The following is a 1,255-nucleotide window of genomic DNA, read 5'->3' on the forward strand; positions in this document are numbered from 1 at the left end:
GATCCACGCCGAGCCGCTCCAGCCAGGCATCGCCCGAGGCGGTGGTCTCCCACCCGCCCGGCGCCGGCCGCAGCACGCCGCGCGCCACGAGTCCCGCATGCAGGCCGACGCCAAGCCGGCCGGCGAGATGGTCCCAGCAGGTGCGCGCGGTGCGCAGCGCCTCGCCGTGCGGCCAGCGCCGCGCCGGGCGGGTGGCCTCGGCGAGGCCCATCAGCGATTCCAGGATCACCGCGACATCCTCGTCGGCGATCCGGAACCAGCGGTGCCGCCCCTGCGCGTGCACCGCGACGAGCGCGCCATCGGTCAGGGCGGCGAGATGCGCGGACGCCGTGGAGGGGGCGATCCCGGCCGCGCGCGCGAGTTCGCCCGCGGTCAGCGCCTCGCCCGCCATCAGCGCCTGGAGCATCGCCGCGCGCGCGGGATCGGCGATCAGCGCGGCGGCGGAGGCGAGGCGGGCGGGCGTGGTCATGTCGGACCTCTCCTCTCGTCTCCCTCTCCCCCCGCTCCGGCGGGGAGCCGCCGGGCCATTGCACATGCCCAGAACATTCCCCTCTCCCCCCGCCGGAGCGGGGGGAGAGGAAAAACTCTGCCATATGCGATCGCCCTGCCCCGCAAAGCGGGGGAGCGGGTCGGGGCGAGGGGCAGTGCCGCAGCGCCGATCGGGCAGGGGCGGGACGTGCGCTCATGGAGCAACCATCGCACGGTGACGGCCGGGATGGTTCGCACCGGACCGAAACGCCCGCATGCGGGCCAGCCGTCTCGCCGGGCGTGTATCATGGCGAGGAGACGCGACCGCCGGTTGGTGTAAGATCTTCCGACGCTGTCCCCCGAATGGATACGGCCCCGGGGCCGAAGCCACCGGGGCCGTTCTCAGTCCGCCGAGGCGACGGGTCAGGCCGCCTTGCGCCGCCGGGCCGCCATGCCCAGCGCGGCGAGGCCGAAGCCCAGCAGCGCCATCGTGGTCGGCTCAGGCACGCCGGTGATCTCCCTGACCAGCTTCTGCTCGACCGCCGCGGCGAAGTCGGCGAAGTTGGCGACCTGCATCACGAATGCGCCCGGACCGCCGATGACCTCGTTCGTGTAGAAGTTCAGCAGGCTCGCTCCACCGCCGATCACCAGGCCATTGATGGTAATGCCGGCCCCGACCGCCGCGTTGCGCGCGGCGATGGTGTTCGCGCCATCGTTGGTCGCGCCGTCGCCCGACACGTCCATCACCTTGCGGAGGCTGTCGAAGCCGTTATCCGCCGCGAGCAGG

General features: G+C 73.4%; 2 protein-coding genes. Both read right to left on the reverse strand.

The features are described from left to right. A partial coding sequence (locus ACTS11_RS19685; RefSeq protein ID WP_442641983.1) for an ArsR/SmtB family transcription factor occupies positions 1–469 on the reverse strand: 469 nt, incomplete at its 3' end. Positions 470–891: 422 nt separating this feature from the next. Then, a partial coding sequence (locus ACTS11_RS19690) for a DUF1194 domain-containing protein (RefSeq protein ID WP_442641984.1) occupies positions 892–1,255 on the reverse strand: 364 nt, incomplete at its 5' end.

The organism is Roseicyclus sp. (assembly GCF_052168335.1).
In the GTDB taxonomy this organism is placed as follows: domain Bacteria; phylum Pseudomonadota; class Alphaproteobacteria; order Rhodobacterales; family Rhodobacteraceae; genus Roseibacterium.